At 65.9% G+C, this 17,773-nt stretch carries 17 protein-coding genes and 1 pseudogene; 10 read left to right on the top strand and 8 right to left on the bottom strand.

Annotated elements, in window-relative coordinates; genetic code table 11:
• Positions 1–378 (top strand): annotated as a pseudogene (locus PSEWESI4_RS25075) (hypothetical protein); the annotation flags it as partial.
• A 95-nt stretch (positions 379–473) separates the two neighbouring features.
• Here PSEWESI4_RS25075 and PSEWESI4_RS21015 read toward each other — a convergent pair.
• Positions 474–1,022, bottom strand: coding sequence for a cytochrome b (locus PSEWESI4_RS21015; protein ID WP_187673178.1), 549 nt, complete (start codon positions 1,020–1,022; stop codon positions 474–476).
• A 221-nt stretch (positions 1,023–1,243) separates the two neighbouring features.
• Here PSEWESI4_RS21015 and aroQ point away from each other — a divergent pair, with 221 nt between their 5' ends.
• Positions 1,244–1,684 carry a type II 3-dehydroquinate dehydratase gene (gene aroQ, locus PSEWESI4_RS21010; RefSeq protein WP_187673177.1) on the top strand — a complete coding sequence of 147 codons (441 nt, stop codon included), beginning with the start codon at positions 1,244–1,246 and terminating at the stop codon, positions 1,682–1,684.
• A 5-nt stretch (positions 1,685–1,689) separates the two neighbouring features.
• Positions 1,690–2,541 carry a shikimate dehydrogenase gene (locus PSEWESI4_RS21005; protein WP_408004327.1) on the top strand — a complete coding sequence of 284 codons (852 nt, stop codon included), beginning with the start codon at positions 1,690–1,692 and terminating at the stop codon, positions 2,539–2,541.
• Positions 2,542–2,650: 109 nt separating this feature from the next.
• Here PSEWESI4_RS21005 and PSEWESI4_RS21000 read toward each other — a convergent pair whose 3' ends face one another.
• On the bottom strand, positions 2,651–3,421 hold the full coding sequence (locus tag PSEWESI4_RS21000; RefSeq protein WP_187673176.1) for an IclR family transcriptional regulator domain-containing protein: 771 nt from the start codon (positions 3,419–3,421) through the stop codon (positions 2,651–2,653).
• A gap of 216 nt (positions 3,422–3,637) precedes the next feature.
• On the opposite strand from PSEWESI4_RS21000, the gene PSEWESI4_RS20995 reads away from it, so the two are divergent.
• From PSEWESI4_RS20995 to PSEWESI4_RS20980, 4 genes are read left to right on the top strand one after another with little or no spacing between them, the layout of a single operon-like run.
• Complete coding sequence (locus PSEWESI4_RS20995; RefSeq protein ID WP_187673175.1) at positions 3,638–4,453, top strand: shikimate dehydrogenase family protein; 816 nt, start codon at positions 3,638–3,640, stop codon at positions 4,451–4,453.
• Positions 4,450–6,180: an FAD-dependent oxidoreductase gene (locus PSEWESI4_RS20990; RefSeq protein WP_187673174.1), complete on the top strand. Its 1,731-nt coding sequence runs from the start codon at positions 4,450–4,452 to the stop codon at positions 6,178–6,180. Before PSEWESI4_RS20995 ends, PSEWESI4_RS20990 begins: the two co-directional genes overlap by 4 nt.
• Before the next feature lie 2 nt (positions 6,181–6,182).
• Positions 6,183–6,503: an NIPSNAP family protein gene (locus PSEWESI4_RS20985; RefSeq protein ID WP_187673173.1), complete on the top strand. Its 321-nt coding sequence runs from the start codon at positions 6,183–6,185 to the stop codon at positions 6,501–6,503.
• Between the two features lie 16 nt (positions 6,504–6,519).
• Entirely contained in the window at positions 6,520–8,286 is a 1,767-nt protein-coding gene (locus PSEWESI4_RS20980) for an FAD-dependent oxidoreductase (protein WP_187673172.1), read from the top strand.
• Here PSEWESI4_RS20980 and PSEWESI4_RS20975 read toward each other — a convergent pair.
• The 3 genes from PSEWESI4_RS20975 to quiC form a co-directional block, all read right to left on the bottom strand.
• Positions 8,209–8,715, bottom strand: coding sequence for an O-acetyl-ADP-ribose deacetylase (locus PSEWESI4_RS20975; protein ID WP_187673171.1), 507 nt, complete (start codon positions 8,713–8,715; stop codon positions 8,209–8,211). The genes PSEWESI4_RS20980 and PSEWESI4_RS20975 overlap by 78 nt on opposite strands.
• A gap of 93 nt (positions 8,716–8,808) precedes the next feature.
• A complete protein-coding gene (locus PSEWESI4_RS20970; protein ID WP_187673170.1) occupies positions 8,809–9,465 on the bottom strand; it encodes a TetR/AcrR family transcriptional regulator in 657 nt (218 codons plus the stop codon).
• Positions 9,466–9,789: 324 nt separating this feature from the next.
• Complete coding sequence (gene quiC / locus PSEWESI4_RS20965; RefSeq protein ID WP_187673169.1) at positions 9,790–11,700, bottom strand: 3-dehydroshikimate dehydratase QuiC; 1,911 nt, start codon at positions 11,698–11,700, stop codon at positions 9,790–9,792.
• Between the two features lie 353 nt (positions 11,701–12,053).
• Here quiC and PSEWESI4_RS20960 point away from each other — a divergent pair, with 353 nt between their 5' ends.
• Positions 12,054–12,221, top strand: coding sequence for a hypothetical protein (locus tag PSEWESI4_RS20960; protein WP_187673168.1), 168 nt, complete (start codon positions 12,054–12,056; stop codon positions 12,219–12,221).
• A gap of 163 nt (positions 12,222–12,384) precedes the next feature.
• Entirely contained in the window at positions 12,385–13,716 is a 1,332-nt protein-coding gene (locus PSEWESI4_RS20955) for an MFS transporter (RefSeq protein ID WP_187673167.1), read from the top strand.
• 56 nt (positions 13,717–13,772) lie between these two features.
• On the opposite strand, the gene PSEWESI4_RS20950 is transcribed toward PSEWESI4_RS20955, so the two are convergent.
• Positions 13,773–14,792, bottom strand: coding sequence for an aldo/keto reductase (locus tag PSEWESI4_RS20950; RefSeq protein WP_187673166.1), 1,020 nt, complete (start codon positions 14,790–14,792; stop codon positions 13,773–13,775).
• On the opposite strand from PSEWESI4_RS20950, the gene PSEWESI4_RS20945 reads away from it, so the two are divergent.
• Positions 14,731–15,813 (top strand): AraC family transcriptional regulator, encoded by a 1,083-nt coding sequence (locus PSEWESI4_RS20945; protein ID WP_328821939.1) that lies wholly within the window; start codon positions 14,731–14,733, stop codon positions 15,811–15,813. The two genes, PSEWESI4_RS20950 and PSEWESI4_RS20945, sit on opposite strands and share 62 nt — an antisense overlap.
• Positions 15,814–15,843: 30 nt before the next feature.
• Here PSEWESI4_RS20945 and PSEWESI4_RS20940 read toward each other — a convergent pair whose 3' ends face one another.
• Positions 15,844–16,734 (bottom strand): DMT family transporter, encoded by an 891-nt coding sequence (locus PSEWESI4_RS20940; RefSeq protein ID WP_187673165.1) that lies wholly within the window; start codon positions 16,732–16,734, stop codon positions 15,844–15,846.
• Positions 16,735–16,909: 175 nt separating this feature from the next.
• The gene (locus PSEWESI4_RS20935) at positions 16,910–17,725 is read right to left on the bottom strand and encodes a sugar phosphate isomerase/epimerase family protein (protein ID WP_187673164.1); all 816 of its coding nucleotides are present in this window, start codon (positions 17,723–17,725) and stop codon (positions 16,910–16,912) included.
• Positions 17,726–17,773: the final 48 nt, after the last annotated feature.

Genomic DNA, 17,773 nt, shown 5'->3' with positions numbered 1-17,773 from the left:
ATCAAACTCTTCAGTTCAATACTGATCGGGTTTTGTGAAAACCCTAAACTTGGCTCAGCAATCGCAATAAACTCTCGAATTCACGAGTGTTTGCTTGTGCTGCTGATAATCTTGCGACCACCAGTCTTACCCCACAAGCACCCACACGAATTGCTTGATTCACTTGTTAAAGAACAGTCGGGTGAGCCTTTCGTCTCAACCAAGGCCGCGCATTCTACAGCAGCCTTACTTCCCGTCAAGCGTTATTTTCGAAAATTTCTTTTCTACTTCAACCGCTTGCACCACCGAGCCCTTACACCCTGCTCGGCAGCGGGAGGCGAATCTTACAGCATCCCAAGATGCTGTCAACGATTTTTCATCGGACTGACCAATTTCTGAAACATCACCGGTAATCGACCTCGGAGCGAAGCGCTCTCGATCTCTTATTTATAGACGAAAGCGCCGATCCGTCCTCCCCCTCCCGGACATCGATCTCAGCGAGAAAGAGGCAGGATGCGCTTGAGAGTGTTGTCGCGCGCCACATAGTGATGGAACAGCCCTGCCACGGCATGCAGGCCGACCAGCCAGTAGCCGAGGGTGCCGGCCAGTTCGTGCAGTTCCTTGATCTGCTTGGCCAACTCGCGGTTCTCCCCGATCAGGGGCGGCAGCTCGAGGCCCCAGAACGGGATGGGCTTACCGGCAGCACTGAGGATCGTCCACCCGGCCAGCGGCGCTCCGATCATCAAGGCGTAAAGCGCCAGGTGCATCGACTTGGCCAAAGCATTCTGCCAGGCCGGCGGAGTCGGCTCGATGCGTGGGGTCGGTGCGATCAGACGCGCCATGATGCGCAGCCAGACCAGCGTGAATACCGTCAGGCCAAGCATGAAGTGCCACTGCTTGAGCAATTCGCGGGTATCGCTGCCTTTCGGATAGAAGCTCTTCAGTTCGATGCAAGCGTAGACCGCCGCGATCAGCAGCAGCATCAGCCAGTGCAGACCTATCGACAGGCTTCCATAGCGCGACGGGGTGTTTTTCCAGCTCATCTCGACTCCTCGGTCATCTCTGCCGGATGGTTTCCAGTCCAGGTCTTGGGAACCTTTTCGAAGCATCTCGACAGCAGTCTTTCTTTGCCATTCGCTCGGCAACTGCTCGGTAATCGAACGCTTTGTCCAATCCCGGGGATTGCCCGATTGACCAAATTAACCAATTAGTACATTTTCATTCGGCACACGCCGTCCTCATAACAACAGTAGAGAAACGCCGCATGAAACGCTCGCTCCTGGTCCTCAACGGGCCGAACCTGAACCTGCTTGGTACTCGCGAACCGGCCACCTACGGCCACGAAACCCTCGCCGACATCGAGACGCTGTGCCAGCGCACTGCCGCCGAACATGACCTGGCCGTGGAGTTCCGCCAGACCAACCACGAGGGCGAGTTGATCGACTGGATTCACCAGGCGCGCGGTCGCCATGCCGGAATCCTGATCAATCCGGCGGCCTGGACGCATACCTCGGTGGCAATCCGCGATGCCCTGGCCGCGGTCGAGCTGCCGGTCATCGAGGTTCACCTCTCCAACGTGCACAAGCGTGAGGCCTTCCGTCATCACTCGTTCGTCTCGCCAGTCGCCATTGGCGTACTGGCCGGCTTCGGCTCCAACGGCTACCGCCTCGCCATCGAACATTTCGCCCATCTGCTGAAAGCCTGACCATCATGAGCAAAGCATCCATACTGGCCGGCCTGATCGGCGCCGGCATCCAGGCCTCGCGCACACCGGCACTGCACGAACACGAGGGTGACTCCCAGGGTATCCGTTACCTGTACCGGCTGATTGACCTCGATCAACTGGCGCTGGACAGTACCGCTCTCCCCGAGTTGCTGACGGCCGCCGAGCGCATGGGTTTTACCGGCCTGAACATCACCTTCCCCTGCAAGCAGGCGGTGATTCCGCTGCTCGACGAGCTGTCCGACGAGGCGCGCGGGATCGGCGCGGTGAATACGGTGGTGTTCGAAGGCGGCAAGCGTGTCGGCCACAACACCGACTGCCTGGGCTTCGCCGAAGGCTTCCGGCGTGGCCTGCCGAACGTTTCCCGGCACCGCGTGGTGCAGATGGGGGCCGGTGGCGCTGGCGCCGCGGTGGCCCACGCGCTTCTCAGCGAAGGCGTCGAGCAACTGACGGTTTTCGAGGTCGACCCGAGCCGTGCCCAGGGACTGGTGGATAACCTGAACACCCACTTCGGTACGGGCCGCGCGGTGGTCGGCCTGGACCTGGCCGGCGCCGTGGGCGAGGCCGACGGTCTGGTCAACACCACGCCGGTGGGCATGGCCAAGTTGCCCGGCACGCCGCTGCCGGTGGAGTTGCTGCGCGCCGAACTGTGGGTCGCCGAAATCATCTACTTCCCGCTGGAAACCGAGCTGCTCAGGCATGCCCGCGCCCTCGGTTGCCGCACCCTGGACGGCGGCACCATGGCGGTCTTCCAGGCAGTCAAGGCGTTCGAGCTGTTCACCGGTATGCCGGCCGATGCATCGCGCATGCAGGCGCATTTCCAGGACATGAACGGCTAGTTCTCTCCGTAGGAGCCAGCTTGACTGATCGCCAGCAAGCTGGCTCCTACATATATAAAGCTGATAGCTACCGGTTCTGCAGCCAGATCCCCAACCTGACGACACCGCCTCAGTCCAGCACCGGCTTGAGCAGCACCTGCGCCTCATAGAGCGGCCCCAGGTAGCGGGAGCGCATCTCTTCGACGCCCGGTCGCGAGGCGTGGGTGGTGATCGCCAGGGTCGCCTTGAGCCTGCCGCCACGATCGGTCAGCGGCACGCCGATCACTCGCATGCCAATCTCGTATTCCTGGTCCACGATGGAAAAGCCCTGGGCGGCGACCCGGGCGATTTCCTCCTTGAGCGCCGCCGGGTCGGTCAGCGTATAGGGCGTGAGCTGGCGCGGCGGGTTGCGCTGGAAATAGGCGTCCAGCTCGTCCGCATCCAGCGCCGCCAGCCACAGCCGGCCGCTGGCCGTGCAGTACATCGGTACCCGCGAGCCGGGGCGGATCGACAGTGAGGCGACGTGGCTGTAGCGGCTGCGCACCACATGGACGATCTCGTCGCCGTCACGGGTTCCCACCGACACGTGCTCCTGGGTCTGCCGCGCCACCTGCTCGACGATCGGCCGCAGCATGCGCGGCAACTGCGCCGAGTCCACGTAGGCCTGGCCGATGCGCAGCGCCTTGGGCGTCAGCCAGTAGTGGCGACCGTCGGTCTCGGCGAAACCTTCGTGCACCAGGGTAAGCAGGAAACGCCGCGCAGCGCTGGGCGTCAGGCCCGACAACCTGGCCGCCTGCGGCACGCTCAGCCTGGGCTGGTCGATGCTGAACAATTGCATCAGCGCCAGGCCCTTCTGCAGGCCGGCGATCAGATCGCGGGGATGGATGGTGGGTTTGTCCACGGTCATGGCTCCGAAAGCCTCTCTTCATGCAGGAACGCGTTCTGTTCGGGCGACGCAGGAGCTTCGCGGGCAGAGCGCGCCCCTATGATGAGCTAGTGCGATTATCGCAGTGATGATGCGATAAACAAGCTAATCGACCGACAAGCGCATTGTTGGCGTTTCCCTCCACGCGCACCCTTCCCTCCACAACAACGCCAACGCCCGTGGAGGTTCAGCATGATTCGTGGATCGACCGAACTGGTCGCCATCGTCGGTTCGCCCATCGCCCAGGTGAAATCGCCGGAAAACTTCAACGCCTGGTTCGCCGGCCACGGCCAGGACCTGGCGATGATCGCCATCGACATGCAGGAACCGGCGCTCGACGCCTTTCTCGCCGGTTTGCGCGGCTGGCAGAACCTGCGTGGCTGCGTGGTCACCGTCCCCTACAAGCAGGTCCTCGCCGACCGTCTGGACGGCATCAGCGGGCGAGCCGCCGCGCTGCGTTCGGTCAACGTGATCCGCCGCGAGGCCGACGGCCGCCTGCTCGGCGATAACGTCGATGGCGAAGGCTTCCTCAACGCGGCGCGCCGGCACGGCTTCCAGGTGAAGGACAAGAGCGCCCTGGTGATCGGCGCCGGCGGGGTCGGCGGTGCCATCGCCTATTCGCTGTGCGAAGCGGGCGTGGGCCGACTGGTGATCGCCGACGTCAGCGCCGAGCGGGCCGGAGCCCTGGCCGAGCTGCTCGGCAATGCCTTCCCGGCGCAGAGGATCGGCAACGAACTCGACTCGCTGGAAGGTCTCGACCTGCTGGTCAACGCCACCCCGGCAGGCATGGGCGGCACCGGCGAGTTGCCATTGCCGGCTGCCCTGCTGGACAGCCTGCAACCGGACACCTTCGTCGCCGACGTAGTCACCTCGCCGGAAATCACCCCGCTGCTGGCTTTCGCCAGGGCGCGCGGCTGCGCGATCCAGACCGGCCCGCAAATGGCCATCGCCCAGCTCGGCAACCTCGGCGCCTTCATGGGTGTGACACCACTGGAGGCCCAGCCATGAACAGCATCGCCCGCCCCGCCTTCACCCACGAATACGACGTGGTGGTGCTCGGCAGCGGCGCCGCCGGTTTCGCCGCGGCGGCCACGGCGGCCTGTCGCGGACTCAGGGTGCTGATGGTCGAGAAGGCCGACACCTTCGGCGGCACCTCGGCGATTTCCGGCGGCGCAGCCTGGATCCATGGCAGCGACCAGGCCCGGGCGGCCGACGCACAGGATTCGCCCGACGCCATGCGCCGCTACCTGAAGAAGATCATCGGCAGCGGCTACGATGCCGGACTGGTCGATACCTTCATTGCGCGCGGCCACGAAGCGCTGCGCTGGCTGGAGGCCAACACCGAGTTGCGCTACGCGCTGCGCCCGCTGTCACCGGACTACTATCCGGACGAGGACGGCGCCACCGATTTCGGCCGCGCGCTGGAGATGGTCGAGTACGACGGCCGCCGGCTGGGCGAACGCCTCAAGGACCTGAAGATGCCGCCACCGGGGATGCTGCTGTTCGGCGGGATGATGGTCAACCGCGTCGACATCCAGCATTTCCTCGGCTTCAGGCGCTCGCCGAAATCGCTCTGGCACTGCCTGAAGCTGATGGCCCGCTATGGCGTGGACCGCCTCAGCCACCATCGCGGCACCCGCCTGACCACCGGCAATGCGCTGATCGCACGGTTGGCCACCAGCGCCTTCGCCAGGGGCGTCGAGTTGTGGCTGAACAGCGAGGCCGACTCGCTGATCGTCGAGAACGGAGCGGTGACCGGCGTACAGGTCAGGCGTGCGGGTCGCCTCGAACGGGTGCGGGCGCATGGCGGCGTGGTCTGCGCCATGGGCGGATTCGCCGCCGGGCCGATCGCCGCCAGCCACCGCCCGGATACCGGTTCGCCGCACCTGAGCATGTCGCCGGAAACCAACAGCGGTGATGCCCTGCGCCTCGGCGAACAGGTGAACGCCGCCAGCGGCCAGGGCATGGCGGCCAACTTCTTCTGGGCGCCGGTTTCCGAGCTGCGACGCAAGAATGGCGAGCGCGAACGCTTCCCGCACCTGGTCACCGACCGCGCCAAGCCCGGTGTCATCGCGGTGAACAAGGCCGGCCGGCGATTCGTCAACGAGTCCGACTCCTATCACCACTTCGTGCAGACCATGTTCGCCACCGGCAATGCGCCCTGCTGGCTGATCTGCGACGCCGAGGCGATGAACAGGTACGGCCTGGGCCTGGCACGGCCGAAGCCGGTGGACAACTCGGCGCTGATCGAAGCCGGCTACCTGCATCGCGCCGACTCGCCGGAGGCGCTGGCACGGGCCATCGGCGTCGATCCACAGGGGCTGCGCGAAACCCTCGAACGTTTCAATGCCGATGCGCGGGAAGGCATCGACCGCGAGTTCGCCAAGGGCGGCAACGCCTACAACCGCTACATGGGCGATCCGGACCACCAGCCCAATCCCTGCCTGGCACAGCTCACCAAGGCGCCGTTCTACGCCATCCATATCCACACCGGCGATCTCGGCTCGGCGCGCGGGCTGGTCACCGACAGCCACGCCAACGTACTGGACCGTAGTGGCGCTCCAATCCCCGGCCTGTACGCCGCCGGCAACGATATGAACTCGCTGATGGACGGCACCTACCCCGGCCCCGGCATCACCATCGGCCCCGGCCTGACCTTCGGCTACATCGCCGCCACCCATATCGCCGAGCGCCTGACAGCGGCGGCCCCGCAAGAATCCACCGTGGAGCATTGAAGATGTATTACGAACTGCGCACCTACACCATCGACCCGCTGAAACTGGCCGACTGGCTGGCCCTTTATCAGAGCCACGCCTACGAGGTGCAGACCGAGCACCTGGGCAAGTTGGTCGGCTTCTTCAGCACCGAATTCGGCGAGGCCAACCAGGTGGTGCACCTCTGGGCCTACGAGAGCCTGGACGACCGCATGGCGCGCCGCGCGAGCATGACCGCCGACCCACGCTGGGCGGAGTTCGGCCGGCTCAACAAGGCGTTGGGCGCGGTGCTGAAGCTGGAGTCGCGGCTGATGCGGCCGACGGCCTTTTCGCCTTTGCAGTGACGACGGACTCCGCACCATGCCCCATCCCGATGTGCTGCATTGCGACGTCCTGGTCATCGGCTCCGGCGCCTCCGGCCTGGCCGCCGCGGTGACCGCCGCCCACCATCGCCTCAAGGTGATCGTCGCGGAAAAGGAAAGCCAGCTCGGCGGCACCAGTGCCTGGTCGGGCGGCTGGCTGTGGATTCCGCGCAACCCGCTGGCCATCGCCGAGGGCAATGTCGAGGACGGCGATGCGCCGGAACGCTACCTGCGCGCCCAGGTGCACGCCGAGGAGCTCGACGAGCGCCAACGCACCTTCCTCGAGCGCGGGCCGGAGATGATCGGGTTCTTCCAGCGCCATACCGCCGTGCGGTTCTACTCGGGGAGCAGGATGCCGGACATGCGCGACGGGGACGGCGCGGCGCGCGGCGGTCGCTCGCTGTGCGCGCAGCCGTTCGACGGACGCCTGCTGGGCGAGTGGATCGACAGGCTGCGTCCGCCCCTGGACATCGTCAGCCTGGCCGGCATGGGCATCGCCGGTGGCGCCGACATGGCCAACTTCTTCAACGCCAGTCGCTCGCCACGGGCCGCGCTGTACGTGGCCGGGCGCCTGCTGCGGCACTTCCGCGACCTGCTGTGGCACCGGCGCGGCATGCACCTGGTCAACGGCAACGCGCTGGTCGCCCGGCTGCTGCGTAGCGCCCTGGACCTGGGCGTCGGCCTGCTCACCGAGGCACCGGTCACGCGCCTGCTGGAGCAGGACGGCAAGGTCGTCGGCGCGCGGATCGAGCGTTTCGGCGGCCCTGTCGAGATCCACGCCAGCCGTGGCGTGGTGCTGGCCTGCGGCGGCTTCCCCCACGACCGCCAGCGCATCGCCCGGCTGATGCCCCATGCGCCGAACGGCAGCGAGCACCGCTCCGCCGCGCCAGTGGGTAACAGCGGCGACGGCCTGCGCCTCGGCGAACAGGTCGGCGCGCGGGTGGCCGATGATCTGGTCCATGCTGGCGCCTGGGCACCGGTATCGCTGGTGCCGCGCCACGACGGCAGCCTCGGCCACTTCCCGCACCTGATCGACCGGGCCAAGCCGGGCTTCATCACCGTGCGCAAGGATGGCCGGCGCTTCGGCAACGAAGCCGATTGCTACCACGACTTCATGAACGCCCTGTTCGCCGCCACGCCGCCGGGCGAGCCCCACGAAGCCTGGCTGATCTGCGACCACCGCGCACAGCGCCGCTACGGGATCGGCTGGGCCAAGCCGTTCCCCTTCCCCACCGCCTGGTATGAGCGGCGCGGCTATCTCTACAAGGGCCGGACCTTGGCCGAGCTGGCGTCACGCTGCGCTATCGACCCGGCGCAGTTGCAAGCCACGGTCGAGCGTTTCAACCGCCATGCCGCGCAAGGCGAGGACCCGGATTTCCGGCGCGGCGCCTCCGCCTACAACAAGGCGCAGGGCGAGGCGCTGCACGGGCCGAACCCATCATTGCGGCCGCTCGAACACGCTCCTTTCTATGCGGTGAAACTGCTGCCGGGCAGCCTCGGTACCTTCGCCGGGCTGCGCACCGATGCATCCGCGCGGGTGCTGGATGAGCACGATGCGCCGATCCCCGGACTGTTCGCGGTGGGCAACGACATGGCCAGCGTGATGGGCGGACACTATCCGAGCGGCGGCATCACCCTCGGTCCGGGCATGACCTTCGGCTACCTGGCCGGGCTGGCGCTGGCCGGCTCAGTCATCGAGCAGGCTCCGGTAGACCAGCAGGTCCGCTTCCGAAAAACAGCAGAACAGCACCTGGTGGATACCTGAGCCATGCAGCGCTTCACGTACCGTGGTCACCGCGATGCCCGCCGCCGCTTCGGCCGGAAAGCCATAGATGCCGGTACCGATGCAGGGAAAAGCCAGCGAGCGCAGACCATGGTGCGCCGCCAAGGCCAGGCTGTTGCGGTAGCAGGCCGCCAGAAGTTCGGGCTCGTCGTGGGCGCCGCCGCGCCAGACCGGGCCGACGGTATGGATCACGTGACGCGCCGGCAGCCGGTAGCCGCCGGTGATGCGCGCCTCGCCGGTCGGGCAGCCGCCCAGTCGCCGGCACTCTGCCAGCAATTCGGGACCGGCTGCGCGGTGAATCGCCCCGTCCACACCGCCGCCACCGAGCAGCGAGCTGTTCGCCGCATTGACGATGGCATCGACCTCGAGGGTGGTGATGTCGGCGCGCAAGGCGCCCAGCGTCGTAGTCATGGCAGGAGCCTCCAGAACCCGGGTCGTGCCCGTTTTCGCAGGAGCCGGCCCGTGGTCGTCCAACGCCCTCGACCGCCGCTGGGAAGGCGGTTCTCAGGCCTGGATATAACGCAGCACCGCCTCGCAGATCATCTGCTTGTGGCGCTGCTTGATCTGTTCATCCGACAAGTCGATCTGGAAGATTTCTCCGAAGGTATGCCGGTTGGACATGCGGTAGAAGCAGAAGGAGCTGATCAGCAGGTGCACGTCGAGCGGTTCGATGCCGCTGCGGAACAGGCCTTCCGCCTCGCCACGGCGAAGGATCTCGTCGAGGGAATGCAGCATGGTGTTGCTCATCGAGCGGATCGCCGAGGACTTCTTCACGTACTCGCCGTGATGGATGTTCTCGACGCTGACGATGCGCACGAAGTCGCCGTTACGATCATGGTGGTCGAAGGCGAACTCCACGCTGCGGCAGATCGCCTCGCGCGGCTCCAGCTCGGCCAGGTGCAGCTTGCTCTCGGTCTTGCGGATGTCGCCGTAGAGCTTCTCCAGCACCTCGATGTAGAGCTGTTCCTTGCTGCCGAAGTAGTAATAGATCATGCGCTTGGAGGTGTGCGTCCGCTCGGCGATGGCGTCGACCCGGGCGCCGGACAACCCCTGCTGGACGAACTCGGCGATGGCCGCCTGGAGGATGTCTTCGCGGGTCTTTTCCGGATTGTTCTTGCGGCCCTTGCGCGCAGGGGCAAGGGGTTCGGCGATATTGGTCATAGAGCGCTCACGGCCATCGGTGGAATCGGCCGATTATGGGCCGCCAGGGCTGGGGAAGGAAGCTGGCGGCATCTGGATAACGCTACAGGATGTGGGGATCATGAAGTTGGTCAGGCCGTAGCCCGGATGCAATCCGGGGAATCCGGCAATACCGCCTCCCGGACTGCATCCGGGCTACCGGGTAGGGTGCGCCGTGCGCACCGCAAGATATGCACCGCCGACCTTCCCGGTGCGCACGGCGCACCCTACAAGAGCGTCGCCGGGCCCTGCGTAGAGTGGATGTCGCTTTTTACATCCACCGGCTCCTACAGACGGCTGCGCCTTCTAGAGCCTGGCCTGGCGCGCGGCGCCGCTGCGCGCCTTGGCCAGGGCCGCCAGGCGCACCGCGACGTTGGCCGCGCCGTAGCCGGCGTAGCCGTTGCGGCGCTGGAGGATTTCGAAGAAGAAGCGCCCCTCGAACGGCTCGGTGTAGACGTGGAACAACTCGCCGCCCTGGGCGTCGCGGTCGTACAGCACGTTGTAGTAGGCCAGTTCGCTGAGGAACTCGTCGTCGAAGTCGAAGCGCGCGGCGAGGTCGTCGTAATAGTTCAGCGGGATATCGAGCAACGGCACGCCGGCATCCTTGGCGCGGCTGACCTCGGCGAACAGGTCCTCGCAGGAAAAGGCGATGTGGTGCACGCCGGAACCGCGATAGCTGGACAGCGCGTGGGAGATCGCCGTGTTGCGGTTCTCCGAGATGTTCAACGGCAGGCGCACGGTGCTGCAGCGGCTGCGGATCGCCCGGCTCTTGACCAGGCCGTAGGGGTCGGGCAGCACCACCTCGTCGTCGGCCGCGAAGTCGAACAGGCTCTTGTAGAACAGCACCCAGCTATCCAGGCCGTCCGCCGGCAGGGCCATGGCCATGTGGTCGATGCGCTGCAGGCTGCCGGCGGGGCTGGCCTGCGCATCGAGGATGAAGTCGCTGTCGTAGATGGTCTGCCCCGGAGCGCCCTGCTCCACCAGGTAGATCAGGCTGCCATCCGGTGCGCGCACGGCCGGAATCTCGCGCTCGTTGGGGCCGACCAGGCCGCGGAACGGCTGGCCGTTGAACGCCTGGGCGCGAGCCAGCGCGCTGGCGCCGTCGCGCACCCGCAGGGCGGTGGCGCACAGCGACGGGCCGTGGGCTTCGAAGAAGTTGTGGGCGAAGGAATACGGCTCGGCGTTGAGCACGATGTTGATGTCGCCCTGGCACAGCAGGCTGACATCCTTGGAGCGGTGCCGCCCGGCGTGGACGAAGCCGAGCCTTTCCAGCCAGCCGGCCAGCCGCGCGCCCTGCGCCTCGTCGACGGCGAATTCGAGGAATTCCACGCCGTCGTAGCGGCTGGCCGGCGGCGGGGAAAAGAGGATGTCCAGGTTGGCCGGCGGATTGGCGTCCTTCTCCAGCAGCTTGCGGGTCTTCTCTTCCAGGTAGAGCAGCGAGCGCAGGCCGTCGGCGGCGTTGGCGCGGGTCGGCGCGGCGCGGAAACCGTCGTTGAAGATTTCCAGCGACAGCGGGCCCTGGTAGCCGCTGCGCAGGATCGGCGCGAGGAACCCGGCCAGGTCGAATTCGCCCTGCCCCGGGAAGCAGCGGAAATGCCGGCTCCACTCCAGCACGTCCATGGCCAGCAGTGGCGCGTCGGCCATCTGCACGAAGAAGATCTTGTCGCCGGGAATCCCGGCGATGCCGCTCGGGTCGCCCTTGATCGACAGGGTGTGGAAGCTGTCCAGCAGCACGCCGAGCGCCGGGTGGTCGGCCTGCTCGACGATGCTCCAGACCTGCTGCCAGCTATTGACGTGATGGCCCCAGGCCAGCGCCTCGTAGCCGATGCGCAGGCCGCGCGCGCCGGCGCGTTCGGCGAGCAGGCGCAGGTCGTCGACGAGAATCCGCTCGTCGCCCAGGGAGTCCGCCGCGACGTTGCTGCATACCAGGACCAGGTCGGTGCCCAGCTCCTGCATCAGGTCGAACTTGCGCTCGGCGCGGTCGAGGTTCTTCTCCAGGCGGTCGCGGCGGCAACCCTCGAAGTCGCGGAACGGCTGGAACAGGGTGATGGCGATGCCGAGGTCGGCGCACATCTGGCGGATCTCGCGGGGGCTGCCATCGTAGTAGAGAAGGTCGTTCTCGAAGATCTCCACTCCGTCGAAGCCGGCGGCGGCGATGGCTTCGAGTTTTTCCGGCAGGGTACCGCTCAGGGAGACGGTGGCAATCGAGCGCTGCATGCTTCAGCTCCTGGTGGGGCGTGACCTCTGCGGGTCCGTCATGTTGGGAAACCGGCCGTCGGATCGACCCTTTGGGGCGCGGAACCGACAGGCGAACCTCTGGCGAATCGATTATTTGCGGGGTATTTTCGAACGGCAATGCAAATTGTACGAACCAGTTAGTTTTCTGTTCGATTAACGAACAAAAGGCCGGTTATCGAATTGACGGCTTTCCGATCGCTGCGCAACATCGATTTACGTCACGGGGAATCACCTGACGGCCGGAAGAAGATGAACCTGCCGCTTCCACGCCGGATACCCGCAAACGCAACGCCGCAAGGCACATAACAATTTCAAGAATCAGGTACACGTCCATGCTCGCATTCACCGCCCAACCCGTCGGTAAACCGCGCCGCTACCCTTCCCCATCCGTGCATCCGGCCGCCTTGCCTGCCGCGACCGCCCGGATGTCCATCCCGTTGCCGTTCACGGTCGATGGCCAGACCTCATCGCTGGCTTCCGCAGGCTCTTCCGGCGCCTGACCGCAGTCACCGGCACACGCACCCGGCCAACAGTCTTCCCCGCCACCGGACCCGCCGGCAGTCCCTGCCCGCAGCCCGGTAGCCCCGGCAGCATCCGCCCGTGCGCCCAACCAGTTCCGGTCGGCTGGCTCCCACCCGCCGCCACTAAACGGATGGACATGAAATGATCCAATCGCAAACCACTCCCGTCGCGCCAAGCCTGTCGCATGGCTCCATCGGCGACAAAATCCGCGGCGCCTTCGCTGTCGGCAAGACCCGCTGGGGCATGCTGGCGCTGGTGTTCTTCGCCACCACCCTGAACTACATCGACCGCGCCGCGCTGGGCATCATGCAGCCGATCCTCGCCGAGAAGATGAGCTGGACGGCGATGGACTACGCCAACATCAACTTCTGGTTCCAGGTCGGCTACGCGATCGGCTTCGTCCTGCAGGGGCGCTTCATCGACCGGGTCGGCGTGAAACGGGCATTCTTCCTCGCCGTGCTGCTGTGGAGCCTGGCCACCGGCGCACACGGCCTGGCCACCTCGGCGGTCGGCTTCATGGTCTGCCGCTTCATCCTCGGCCTGACCGAAGCGGCCAACTACCCGGCCTGCGTGAAGACCACCCGCCTGTGGTTCCCGGCCGGCGAGCGCGCCCTGGCCACCGGCATCTTCAACGCCGGCACCAACGTCGGCGCCATGCTCACCCCGATGCTGCTGCCGCTGATCCTCAGCGTCTGGGGCTGGCAGGCCGCGTTCCTGGCGATGGGCGCCCTCGGCTTCGTCTGGCTGACGTTCTGGGCGATCAACTACTACAACCCGGAAGAGCACCCGCGCGTCCGCCAGAGCGAAGTGGCCTACATCCAGCAGGAAGTCGAGCCGCCGCAGAAACAGGTGCCCTTCACCCGCATCCTGCGCATGCGCGGCACCTGGGCCTTCGCCATCGCCTACTCAATCACTGCGCCGGTGTTCTGGTTCTACCTGTACTGGCTGCCGCCGTTCCTCAACCAGCAGTACAACCTGGGCATCAGCGTCACCCAGATGGGCATCCCGCTGATCGCCATCTGGCTGACCGCCGACTTCGGCAGCATCGGCGGCGGCGTCCTCTCCTCCTGGCTGATCGGACGCGGAGTGCGGGCCACCACCGCGCGCCTGGTGTCGATGCTGATCTTCGCCTGCACCATCGTCAGCGTGATCTTCGCCGCCAACGCCAGCGGCCTGTGGGTCGCCGTGCTGGCCATCGCCCTGGCCGTCGGCGCGCACCAGGCCTGGACCGCCAACATCTGGAGCCTGGTGATGGACTACACGCCCAAGCACCTGGTCAGCACGGTGTTCGGCTTCGGCGGCATGTGCGCGGCGATTGGCGGGATGTTCATGACCCAGATCGTCGGCCACGTGCTCACCGCCACCAACAACAACTACGCCGTGCTGTTCACCCTGATCCCGACGATGTACTTCATCGCCCTGACCTGGATGTACTTCATGGCCCCGCGCAAGGTGGAGACGGTCCAGGACTGATTCCCGCCCGGCGGAAAGAGGCCTCCTTCGGGAGGCCTTTTCGTTAGCCGATACATTCAGCCAGCCGGTGTGCGCACCGCGAACGCGCCAGCCTGGATCCAGTTCGGATAATGCGCCCCGCTATCGCTGACCCTGTCGAGCGCCTCGATATCCTGCGGCGACAGTTGCAGATCGAGCGCGGCCAGGTTGTCCCGCAGCTGATCGACGCGCTTGGCGCCGATGATCACGCTGGTGACGACGGGCTTGGCCAGCAGCCACGCCAGCGCAACCTGGGCCGCACTGACGCCATGCTGCCCGGCGATGCGTTTCAGCACATCGATGATGTCGAACGCCTTCTCGCGATCCACCGGCGGGAACTCGAACTTGTCGCGCCTCGACTCGCCCTCCCTGCTGTTCCGGTCGTACTTGCCGGACAGGAAGCCAGCGGCCAGCGGACTCCAGACCATGAGGCCCAGCCTCTGGTCCTCGATCATCGGCAGCAGTTCATGTTCCAGGTCGCGGCCGGCCAGCGAGTAGTAGGCCTGGACCGATGCGAACGGAGCGAGGTTGCGGCGCTCGGAAACGCCCAGCGCCTTCATGACTTGCCAGGCGGCGAGGTTCGAGCAGCCGATGTAGCGCACCTTGCCCTGGCGCACGGCATCGTCCAGGGCACGCAGGACTTCGTCGAAAGGCGTCAGCGGATCGAAATTGTGGATCTGGTAGAGGTCGATGCGGTCAGTCCGTAGCCGCTTCAGGCTGTCCTCCAGCGACCTCATCATGTGCAGCCGTGACTGGCCACTGCGATTCGGCCCGGCTCCCATCGGCGCATGGAACTTGGTCGCCAGCACGATCTCATCGCGGCGCGACCTGATCGCTTCGCCGAGGAGCGATTCGGACTCACCGCCGGCATACACATCCGCGGTATCGATGAAGTTGACGCCCGCATCCAGCGCCGCGTCGACGATGCACTGCGTCTGCTTGCGGTCCAGGCCTCCGACTTCGTTATAGGGCGGCAGGTCGCGCCCGCCGAACGTCATGCCGCCCAGGCAGATGCGCGAGACGAAGACGCCGGTGTTGCCGAGTAGTGTGTATTTCATACCGATTCCCCCAAAAATCATTGCGACTTGTCGGTCGTCCCGAAGTCATCGCAGCGAAGGTAATGGTGCGGGTCGGCGTGATCTATGCAATAAAGTCCATAATTTCGTCGCAATCGTCCAATTCATCATGGATCCACTCTCAGATGTGTTCGCGCTGCTCCAGGTCGAAGCGCTCGTTTCCGCACGCTTCGAGGCTGGCGGGGACTGGGCCGTGCGGTTTCCGGCGCAGCCGCACATCAAGTTCGGCGCCGCGCTGCGCGGCCGCTACTGGCTTATCCTCGACGCCGATATCCCCAGGCTCATCGAGCCTGGCGACACTTACCTGTTGACCAACTGCCCGAGCTACGTCATCGCCAGCGATCCCGCCTTGCAGCCGGTGGATGGCAGCGCGCTCTACGCGGCGGCGCATGGCAACCGCGTGCGCCATGGCGGTGAAGACACTCAGGTGCTGGGCGGCAGCTTCGTGTTCGACCAGCGCAATGCCGGCCTGCTGATGGACGTATTGCCACCGCTCATCCGGATTCCCGGTAACGATCCGGCATCCGCCGTGCTGAGGATCACGCTCCAGCTCCTGGACGACGAGTTGCAGGCGCAACGAATGGGCACTGCGGTCGTCACCAGCCGGCTTGGCGACGTGCTGCTGGTGCAGGCGCTTCGCGCGCATGCGGCCAGTGGCGCTCCCACCGGATGGCTCGGCGCGCTGGGCCATCCCAGGATCGGCGCCGCACTGCGCTCGATGCACGGCGATGTGGCGCGGAACTGGAAGGTCGAGGACCTGGCGTCCGCGGCCGGCATGTCGCGCTCGGACTTCGCGCGCAAATTCAAGGAGCGCGTGGGGCTGCCACCACTGGACTACCTGATCCGCTGGCGCATGCACCTGGCACGGCATGCGCTGCGACAGGAGGGGGCGTCGGTAGCCATCATCGCGCGATCGCTGGGCTATTCGTCGGAGAGCGCCTTCGGCAATGCGTTCAAGCGCATGTTCGGACGCTCTCCCAAGCGCTACTGGACGAACGAGTGAATGCCGCCGGCGACTCCGTGGTGCGAGGAACTATGGGTTGGCGGAACGCCGCTTCTGCAACCAGGCGGCGGCCAGCCCGCTGAGGCAGATCACCGCGATGCCGAACAGCGCGGAAACCTCGGGGGTATGGGAGAACACCAGGAAACCGAGCAGCCCGGCGAAGACCATCTGGCAATAGCCGAACGGCGCCAGCAACGCCGGCGCGGCATGCCGGAAAGCCTGGGTGAGGAGCAGGTGGGCGGTCATCCCGCAGCCACCCAGTGCCAGCATCAGCAGGCCGTGGGAAGCACTGGGCACCTGCCAGAAGAACGGCACCAGGGCGCTCATCGCCAGGGTGTTGAACAGGCCGGCGAAGAAGTTGCTGGTGGTCGGGCTGTCGATCCCGCTGAGCATGCGGGTGAGCAACTGGTAGAAGCAGAAGCACAATGCCGAACCGAGCGGCAGGAGGATCGCCGGGGTGAACAGTTCGCCGCCCGGATGGACGATGAACAACACGCCGACGAAGCCCAGGGAAACCGCCAGCCACTGGCCGAGGGTGACCCGCTCGCCAAGCAGCGGCACCGACAGCGCGGTGACCAGCAGCGGCGCGAGGAAGTTGACTGCCGTGGCTTCGGCCAGCGGGATGAACATCAGGCCGCTGGTGAACAACAGGCTGGTACCGAGCAGGCACAGGGCACGCAGCACCTGCAGCAGCGGACGCTTGGTGCGCAGCACGCGCAACCCCGACTGAGGCAGGAAGATGCCGGCCATCAGCAGGGTGTGCACCACGTAGCGCGCCCACACGACCATGATGACCGGATAGAAACCGGACAGGTATTTCGACAAGGCGTCGTGGCTGGAGAACAGGAAGGTCGCCAGCACGATGAGCAGGATGCCCTTGAATGGCTGGCTCGCGCCGGAAAGCGCGCGGGAGGTACTCATCGGAGATCCTTGGCCGGAACATGGAACCGCTCCGGCGCACGGTGAAGGAAAGATTGCGACAGGATATAGAGCCCGGCACCGGCGCTCAATTCATCGGGTGGCCAGGCGTTCGGCTTCGTGTCCTTTGCAGGGTGCGCCGAAAGACGTGCACCGCCGGTACCCTGCGGTTCGGGTATCAGACCCGGCTCAGCACCTCGCGCGCCTTGTCCAGCGCCATCCGTGCCCGCTCCTGGGCGCTGACGCCCTGCTCCATCAACCGGAGGGTGGGGATCTCCAGGCTCAGCGGCACCGTCGCGGGCAACGCGCGCAGCAGGCCGACCAGGTCGCAGTCGCCATCGCCGGGGAAACGCCGCTCGTTACGCGCCTGGCGGAGGATCTCATCCATATCGTCCGGGCGCGGGCCGGCCACGTCGCACAGTTGTACATAACGCGTGCGCCCGGGTGCCAGCCTGGCCAGGTCGTCCAGCGACGAACCGGAGCGGTCGAAGTGGAAGGCGTCGACCAGCACGCAGCCGTTGTCGCGGCCGGCGTTTTCGACGATGCGCATGGCCTGCTTCAGGTCGCGGACATCGGTCCAGGGCATGAATTCCAGGTGCGGATGGATGCCGTAGTCGCGGGCCAGGTCGCACAGCGCGGCGAAGTTGTCGGTCAGCCGCGCCTCGTCCGGGTCGTTGCCGGCGACCAGCAGTTCGCTGCCGCCGAACTCGGCGCCGACGGCGAGGATCGGCGCGAAGTCGGCGACCCGGGTTTCCGGCTTCAGGCGCAGGATCTCCAGATCCAGCACCTTCACGCCGGTGTCGCGCAGGCGCGCCAGGGTCCGCCGGCGCAACTCGCCGTCGGCCACCAGCGGGAAATGCTGCTCCTCGGGCGTGGCCGGCACCAGGCGCAGGCCGACGTGGCTGTAGCCGGTGCGCGCGGCGACCTCCACCATTTCCGGCGGGGACAGCTCGAGAACGGTCAGAGCGGCAAGGGAAAAGATTCGGTCGGTCATGATCATCACTTCAAAGGCTGGAATGTGTGTTTCTGGGTCCCCGCGTTC

Source organism: Zestomonas carbonaria (assembly GCF_904061905.1).
In the GTDB taxonomy this organism is placed as follows: domain Bacteria; phylum Pseudomonadota; class Gammaproteobacteria; order Pseudomonadales; family Pseudomonadaceae; genus Aquipseudomonas; species Aquipseudomonas carbonaria.
The sequence above is the reverse complement of the archived record's forward strand: the minus strand, read 5'-3'. Positions and strand labels throughout refer to the sequence as shown.

What these genes read in the sequence shown, in the direction of transcription:
- PSEWESI4_RS21015 (WP_187673178.1), bottom strand. Translation starts at nt 1,022, where the DNA reads ATGAGCTGGAAAAACACCCCGTCGCGCTATGGAAGCCTGTCGATAGGT.
- PSEWESI4_RS20945 (WP_328821939.1), top strand. Translation starts at nt 14,731, where the DNA reads ATGCCGCCCAGGCAGATGCGCGAGACGAAGACGCCGGTGTTGCCGAGT.
- PSEWESI4_RS20955 (WP_187673167.1), top strand. Translation starts at nt 12,385, where the DNA reads ATGATCCAATCGCAAACCACTCCCGTCGCGCCAAGCCTGTCGCATGGC.
- PSEWESI4_RS20950 (WP_187673166.1), bottom strand. Translation starts at nt 14,792, where the DNA reads ATGAAATACACACTACTCGGCAACACCGGCGTCTTCGTCTCGCGCATC.
- PSEWESI4_RS20980 (WP_187673172.1), top strand. Translation starts at nt 6,520, where the DNA reads ATGCCCCATCCCGATGTGCTGCATTGCGACGTCCTGGTCATCGGCTCC.
- PSEWESI4_RS20990 (WP_187673174.1), top strand. Translation starts at nt 4,450, where the DNA reads ATGAACAGCATCGCCCGCCCCGCCTTCACCCACGAATACGACGTGGTG.
- PSEWESI4_RS20935 (WP_187673164.1), bottom strand. Translation starts at nt 17,725, where the DNA reads ATGACCGACCGAATCTTTTCCCTTGCCGCTCTGACCGTTCTCGAGCTG.
- PSEWESI4_RS20960 (WP_187673168.1), top strand. Translation starts at nt 12,054, where the DNA reads ATGCTCGCATTCACCGCCCAACCCGTCGGTAAACCGCGCCGCTACCCT.
- PSEWESI4_RS20940 (WP_187673165.1), bottom strand. Translation starts at nt 16,734, where the DNA reads ATGAGTACCTCCCGCGCGCTTTCCGGCGCGAGCCAGCCATTCAAGGGC.
- PSEWESI4_RS20975 (WP_187673171.1), bottom strand. Translation starts at nt 8,715, where the DNA reads ATGACTACGACGCTGGGCGCCTTGCGCGCCGACATCACCACCCTCGAG.
- PSEWESI4_RS20970 (WP_187673170.1), bottom strand. Translation starts at nt 9,465, where the DNA reads ATGACCAATATCGCCGAACCCCTTGCCCCTGCGCGCAAGGGCCGCAAG.
- aroQ (WP_187673177.1), top strand. Translation starts at nt 1,244, where the DNA reads ATGAAACGCTCGCTCCTGGTCCTCAACGGGCCGAACCTGAACCTGCTT.
- quiC (WP_187673169.1), bottom strand. Translation starts at nt 11,700, where the DNA reads ATGCAGCGCTCGATTGCCACCGTCTCCCTGAGCGGTACCCTGCCGGAA.
- PSEWESI4_RS20995 (WP_187673175.1), top strand. Translation starts at nt 3,638, where the DNA reads ATGATTCGTGGATCGACCGAACTGGTCGCCATCGTCGGTTCGCCCATC.
- PSEWESI4_RS20985 (WP_187673173.1), top strand. Translation starts at nt 6,183, where the DNA reads ATGTATTACGAACTGCGCACCTACACCATCGACCCGCTGAAACTGGCC.
- PSEWESI4_RS21005 (WP_408004327.1), top strand. Translation starts at nt 1,690, where the DNA reads ATGAGCAAAGCATCCATACTGGCCGGCCTGATCGGCGCCGGCATCCAG.